Genomic DNA, 6,490 nt, shown 5'->3' with positions numbered 1-6,490 from the left:
CCACAACCTTCTGATCCGTAGTCAGATGCTCTATTCAGTTGAGCTACGGAACCATCGTTCCTTGTTTGCGGGTGCAAAGGTACGCACTTTTTTCGAATCCACCAAACTTTTCAGCAAGTTTTTTCGAAAAAAGTGCGTTTTTGCTGGTTTTCTATTGTTTTTCGAACTTAGAACCAGTCTGTTTGATGAGTTCGCGTGCGAATTTATCGGAATAGCCAGGACGTTTGACGGTGGCTCCGAGTCCGTATTTTGAGCGGAGGAAACGTCCGTTTTCGTCGGGCTTGACTGCCATATCGTTGTACTTCACGATGAGATAGGTGGCGAGCTGACGCCAGCGGGCCAGCATCTGGTCGGCCTTCTCAGCAGTATAGTCGGTAAGGAACTTCACTCGCGCAGCCTCGTCGAGCAGAAGGGCACGGTCCTCCACCTCTTTCTGTGCACGGAAGTAGGAGTTGTCGAGAGAGTCGCGTACCTGCTTCAGGCTGGGGAACAGCATGGAGTAACGGGGATAGACCATATTGCTGACCCAGTTCTGCACCCAGAAGGCGTTGTCCATAGAGAAGGTGACATCGTCGGCACCAGGGGTGTTGTAAGGACGGGGCGACTCGGTGGCGCAGCAATAGACGGGGGTGAAGGGCACCATGTTGCCATCGTCGTTAGCAAACCAGAAGCAGCCTCCCACCTGGCGCGGCAGCCACGAGCGCATCTGCGACACATAGACGAAGCCTGCCTGCTGGGTAGAGACGGGACGCTCGTTGAAGTATTCCTTGCCATCGACCTTAAAATAAAGAGGTGTGGGACGATAGGGCATCTCCCAGATGCCGCCACCATTGTCCTGGTCGAGCGAGAAGGGGGTATCCTCGAAGTGGTCGCGCATGGCTGTCTCTACATCCTGTACGGTGAGCTTCTTGTTGGGCTTGACCCACAAGGGCATCACCTCGGCATTGGCATCGCGGCCCTCAGCCCAGGGGATGTAGCGGTCCATACCGTCGGCATAGCGATTGAAGAACTGCCACACACGGGCATCACAGATGCGACGGCCAGAGAAGTCGGGAGCGGCATAGGCGGCATTGTACGAGAAGTCCTCGTCCTTGCCAGAGAACCATCCCATGAGGCGGGCGTAGGACACCACATTCTTAGAGAAGAGCACGTCGCCAGACTTGTCCTTCATATTAAAGGTGGTGATGCGGCTCTGGTTGGCATGACCGCAGATCATATCGTCGGGGATGCGCAGGGCCACCCATACGGTACGGCCCAGCTGCTTCTTGACGGAAGACTTCAGGCCAGCCTTAACGGAGTCGGGCACCCAGGCACCCATCATCTCCATGATCCACGCCTCGTTGGGGTCGCAGATAGTAAAGGTCTCGCCCTCGGAGTTATAGCCGTACTGCTCGACCAGCGACGTCATTACGGCAATAGCCTCGCGAGCTGTCTTGGAACGCTGCAGGGCGATATAGATGAGTGAGCCGTAGTCGATGATGCCAGTGGTGTCGACCATCTCCTCGCGTCCGCCAAAGGTAGTCTCGCCAATGGTGACCTGCCACTCGTTGATGTTGCCAATGACGTTATAGGTCTCTTCGGCCTCGAGGATCTCGCCACCATATTTATTAGTGTCCCAGTCGTAGACCTGACGCATGGTGCCCTTGGGATGCTTGGCAGCAGGATAATGTACCAAACCCTGGAACATGCCGTAGCTGTCGGCACTATAGGAACAGATGACGGAGCCGTCGGCCGACGCCTTCTTTCCCACGATATAGTTGGTGCAGGCAGAGGCCGGAGACAGGTGAAGGGTGAGAGGCGACAGGACTGCCACTAATACAGATATAATGATTTTCTTCATTGTATTAAACCACGAATTATGATAGTGTAACTATTTGATTTTCAACTTATCGCTGCCAGCTGCCTTAAAGCTCATGTCGAGACCTTTGACAGAATGCGTGAGGGCACCGAAAGAGATGAAGTCGACACCTGCCTTGGCATAAGGTATCATGGTGTCGAAGGTGATGCCACCACTCGACTCGGTCTCGGCACGACCATTGACAATCTTTACGGCACGGGCCGTTTCCTCGGGGGTGAAGTTGTCGAACATGATACGGTCGCAACCCTCGGCCAGCGCCTCGTCGAGCTCTTTGAAGTCGCGAACCTCGCACTCAATCTTCAAGTCCTTGCCTTTCTCCTTGCAATATGCCTTGGCACGAGAGATGGCGTTGTGCACGCCGCCGCAAAAGTCGATATGATTGTCCTTGAGCAGGATCATGTCGAAGAGTCCGATGCGATGGTTCATGCCACCGCCAATCTTCACGGCTTCTTTCTCGAGCATGCGCATGCCAGGAGTGGTCTTGCGGGTATCGAGCACACGGGTCTTGGTGCCCGCGTCGATAAGGGCCTGCTGGTACTTATGCGTCATCGTGGCAATACCACTCATGCGCTGCAGGATATTGAGCATGAGACGCTCGGTCTGCAAGAGGCTCTGCTCCCTACCCTTCACACTCATGACGATATCGCCAGGCATGACGTGGGCGCCATCCTCCACATATACCTCTACCTGCATCTCGGGGTCGAAACGATGGAACACTTCCTTGGCTATCTCGACACCAGCGAAGATACCCTCTTCCTTGATGAGCAGCTTTGACTCGCCTACGGCATCGGCAGGGATGCAGCATAACGTGGTATGATCGCCATCGCCGATATCCTCGGCAAAGGCAAGGTCGATGAGCTTATCGTTTAATTCCTCAACTGTCAGCATAATTCTCAATTCTGAATTCTCAATTCTCAATTACTCAAAGTAGATGCCAATACCAATGCGGAAGCCGAAGCCACTATACTGCGTGTGGTCCTTCAGACTGAGGTTGTAGTAGAGCTCGGGCTCGATGGTGACGGTACGGTTCAGGAAGTAGGCATAGCCCAGCTGAACGGTAGGCATGAAATCGTCAAATTGGGGGTTGTGCAGGTAGTTGGCACCAGCACCCAGGAACAGGCCGTTCTGCTCGATGTAATAACGAATACCAGCACCAGCCATCAGGACATTATCGCCCTGCTTATGCCAGTCGTAATCCACGTTGGCAGTAATCATCCAGTCGTCTTCGAACAGATAACCGCACTTGGCTGCCACATCGGCATGCCAACTCTGGCTTTTGTTCCAGTTGAGGTCGAAGCCTGAGAGACTGGCAGAGGTGTAGAACTTGTCCTTAGCAAAGGGCAGACGGTCTTGTGACTGAGCCTGACTGGCGACTGAGAACATCAGCGCGCAGAGCGTTGTTAACAGAATCTTTTTCATAATCATATTATTTTTGAGATTTATTGAATTTTAAATACCATACAAGGAACCATGCCAATGCCACGACGAGGGCGGCACCGGCAATAACCCAAGTCCACAGGACAGGCAGCGTGAACACCTTCTGGGAAAAGAAGAACGTGGTGCAGACTACCGTCATGAATAGAGCAGGTATGAGGGTGATGAAGTAATTGCGCTTCTGACGAACCAGATAGACGGTGATGGCCCAGAGGGTGAAGACAGACAATGCCTGGTTGCTCCAGCCAAACCAGCTCCACAGCATGTTAAAGCCCTCCTTATCGGCCATCTGCCATATCAGCAGACCCATGGTGAACACGAACAGGGGAACGCAGACATAGAGACGATTGCGCATGCTGCGCTGCTCCAGCTTCAGGAAGTCGGCAATGATCAGTCGGCAAGAGCGCAATGCCGTATCGCCGCTGGTGATGGGGGCGGCAACAACACCCAGCAAAGCCAGGATACCACCAGCCACACCTAACCAGTCGTTGCAAATAAGATTCACGATGGTAGGCGCATCCTTCGTGGCGTCAGAGCCTAATCCCATCAGCTGATAGCCTGGCTGAGGTTCGTCGTAGAAGAAATACATGGCTACCGTGGCCCATATCAAAGCCACGATTCCTTCGGTAATCATAGCACCATAGAACATGGGGCGACCCATCTTCTCGTGCTTCACGCAACGGGCCATCAGAGGCGTCTGAGTGGCGTGGAAACCACTAATGGCACCACAGGCGATGGTGATAAACAGACAAGGGAAGATGTTCTGTGTGGTGAGCAGGTCGCCAGACACGCCCTCCCACAACTCAGGAATATCGGGATGTTTCACAAACAGCATCACCATGAGGGCACCAGCCATGAACAACAGCGAAAAGGCAAAGAGCGGATAAATGCGGCCAATGATCTTGTCGATAGGCATCATCGTGGCTATGAGGTAATAGATGAACACGATGGCAATCCAGAAGATATAGGGGCCGAAGGTCTCGGTGAAATAGGCAGGTTCCCACATGTCGCCCAGAATCTTTGCAGGGCTGAACACAAACACGGCACCCACCATAATCAGCAGGAATACTGAGAAGACAAGCATCACCTGCTTCGTGACATTGCCAAGATACTTTCCGATGATATCGGGCAGGTTGGCACCACCATTGCGGATAGAAAGCATGCCGCTCAGATAGTCATGGGTGGCTCCGGCAAAGATACAGCCCAGCACAATCCACAGATAAGCGGCAGGGCCGAACTTGGCACCCATAATGGCACCAAAGATTGGACCCGTTCCTGCGATGTTCAGGAACTGAATCATGAAGATCTTCCACGATGGCAGCACGATGAAGTCCACTCCATCGGCTTTGGCAACGGCCGGAGTGGGTCTGTTGTCAGGACCAAAAACTCTCTCAACAAAACGGCCATAAAGCATATAGCCCAACACAAGAGCCACGAGGCTCAACACAAACGTAATCATTTACTATTGATGCTTAAAAATGAATTCACGATGCAAAGATACAAATAAATTGAGAATTAAGAATTAAGAATTGAGATTTTTTTTGTACCTTTGCACGCAAATCATTCATCGATGAAGAAATATCTCTGTTTTCTACTGTTATTTCTGACGTATATAACTGCAGCAGGACAGTCGCCTAAGCACGAGGTCAGAGCCGTGTGGCTGACCACGATTGGCGGCATTGACTGGCCGCACTCCTACAATGCGGAGGCTCAGGAAAACGAACTCACCAACATTCTGGACCAACTGAAGCGTGCTGGCATCAACACCATACTAATTCAAACACGTGTGAGAGGAACGACCATCTATCCCTCTGATATAGAGCCCTGGGACGGATGCATCACGGGTACGCCAGGCAAGAAAGCGTCGTACGACCCTTTGCAACTGTGCATCGACGAGTGTCATAAACGCGGCATGGAGTGTCACGCATGGGTGGTAACCATCCCTGTGGGAAAATGGAACAAGTTGGGATGTAAGCAGTTGCGACAGAAATACCCCAAACTCATCAAGCGTATTGGCGAGGATGGCTATATGGACCCTGAGCAGAGTCAGACGGGTGACTACATCGCCTCGATATGCAAGGAGATTGTGACGAGATATGATGTGGACGGCATACACCTGGACTATATCCGCTATCCTGAGACCTGGAAAATCAAGGTGACACGCAGCAAGGGTCGCGAGTATATCACGGACATTGTACGAAAGATCTATCGCGTTGTCAAGAGCCAAAAGCCGTGGGTCAAGCTGTCGTGTTCGCCAATAGGCAAGTATGACGACTTGCGCCGCTATAAGGCTGGTGGCTGGAACGCCCGCACCGCCGTTTGTCAGGATGCTCAGGCGTGGTTGAAAGAGGGACTCATGGACGCCCTGTTCCCCATGATGTATTTCCAGGGCAACAACTTCTACCCCTTTGCCATAGACTGGAAGGAGCAGAGCAACGGACGCATCGTGGTGCCTGGCTTAGGCATCTACTTCCTCGACCCACGCGAGGGTAAATGGACACTCGACATGGTGGTGCGACAGATGAACGTCAGTCGTGAACTGGGACTGGGACATTGCTATTTCCGTTCGAAGTTCTTCACAGACAATATCAAGGGCATCTACGACTTCGGCTGTCGCTTCGATGCCACACCAGCACTGGTGCCGCCTATGACGTGGGCAGGACAGCATGCCCCATCGGAGCCCCCTACCCTGACACTCGACGGCAACACGCTGTCGTGGCAGGCTGCTACCGACTCGAGCGATGCACCCAACCTCTTTTATAATATCTATGCCAGCGAGGATTTCCCTGTGGACATCAACAAGGCTGAGAATCTGATGGCCACACGACTGACAAAGACCAGTCTGATGGTGCCTGTCAACGGGAAGAACTATGCCGTGACGGCGATGAACCGCTACGGACAGGAGAGCACACCCGCACAGCTGCTGCTGAATGCTGGTAGACAGTATGCGGCACCTACCATCAGCAAGACGGACGGACGCCCCATAGCCCTGCCACAAAAGGGAAAGACGCTCGATGCGGAGTATATCGTTGTAGAGACGCTGGGCGGACAGCAGGTGGCCCTGCGTCCTTATGGCGCCGTGCTCGACGTAAAGGGACTGCCTGACGGGCTCTATCAGCTGCGGTCGCTTGGCAAGAAAGGCCGAAACCACCGCATAGGTTTCTTCAGTATCAAACGATGAAAATATTTTTCTAATTT

Annotated in this window: 5 protein-coding genes; 1 reads left to right on the top strand and 4 read right to left on the bottom strand. The window is 52.9% G+C overall.

Translation table 11 applies throughout. The annotated features are described in order from the left end of the window. Positions 1-151: 151 nt before the first annotated feature. The 4 genes from Q0R57_RS11520 to Q0R57_RS11505 are packed head-to-tail and all read right to left on the bottom strand — an operon-like array spanning position 152 to position 4,751. Positions 152-1,840, bottom strand: coding sequence for a C69 family dipeptidase (locus Q0R57_RS11520; protein WP_294747705.1), 1,689 nt, complete (start codon positions 1,838-1,840; stop codon positions 152-154). A 30-nt stretch (positions 1,841-1,870) separates the two neighbouring features. Continuing rightward, positions 1,871-2,746, bottom strand: coding sequence for a carboxylating nicotinate-nucleotide diphosphorylase (nadC, locus tag Q0R57_RS11515; RefSeq protein WP_294747701.1), 876 nt, complete (start codon positions 2,744-2,746; stop codon positions 1,871-1,873). A gap of 30 nt (positions 2,747-2,776) precedes the next feature. Further along, positions 2,777-3,277, bottom strand: coding sequence for an outer membrane beta-barrel protein (locus Q0R57_RS11510; RefSeq protein WP_294747698.1), 501 nt, complete (start codon positions 3,275-3,277; stop codon positions 2,777-2,779). 7 nt (positions 3,278-3,284) lie between these two features. Continuing rightward, positions 3,285-4,751 carry a carbon starvation CstA family protein gene (locus tag Q0R57_RS11505; protein WP_294747668.1) on the bottom strand — a complete coding sequence of 489 codons (1,467 nt, stop codon included), beginning with the start codon at positions 4,749-4,751 and terminating at the stop codon, positions 3,285-3,287. Positions 4,752-4,862: 111 nt separating this feature from the next. On the opposite strand from Q0R57_RS11505, the gene Q0R57_RS11500 reads away from it, so the two are divergent. Beyond that, positions 4,863-6,473, top strand: a complete 1,611-nt coding sequence (locus Q0R57_RS11500; protein WP_294747665.1) for a family 10 glycosylhydrolase — start codon at positions 4,863-4,865, stop codon at positions 6,471-6,473. The last annotated feature ends 17 nt before the right edge of the window (positions 6,474-6,490 follow it).

The sequence above is a fragment of the uncultured Prevotella sp. genome, from assembly GCF_946407605.1.
In the GTDB taxonomy this organism is placed as follows: Bacteria; Bacteroidota; Bacteroidia; order Bacteroidales; family Bacteroidaceae; genus Prevotella.
This window is presented reverse-complemented; position numbering and strand designations above follow the sequence as displayed.

Excerpts from the sequence above, each read along its gene's own strand:
- Q0R57_RS11500 (WP_294747665.1), top strand. The coding sequence starts at position 4,863 with ATGAAGAAATATCTCTGTTTTCTACTGTTATTTCTGACGTATATAACT.
- Q0R57_RS11510 (WP_294747698.1), bottom strand. The coding sequence starts at position 3,277 with ATGAAAAAGATTCTGTTAACAACGCTCTGCGCGCTGATGTTCTCAGTC.
- Q0R57_RS11505 (WP_294747668.1), bottom strand. The coding sequence starts at position 4,751 with ATGATTACGTTTGTGTTGAGCCTCGTGGCTCTTGTGTTGGGCTATATG.
- nadC (WP_294747701.1), bottom strand. The coding sequence starts at position 2,746 with ATGCTGACAGTTGAGGAATTAAACGATAAGCTCATCGACCTTGCCTTT.
- Q0R57_RS11520 (WP_294747705.1), bottom strand. The coding sequence starts at position 1,840 with ATGAAGAAAATCATTATATCTGTATTAGTGGCAGTCCTGTCGCCTCTC.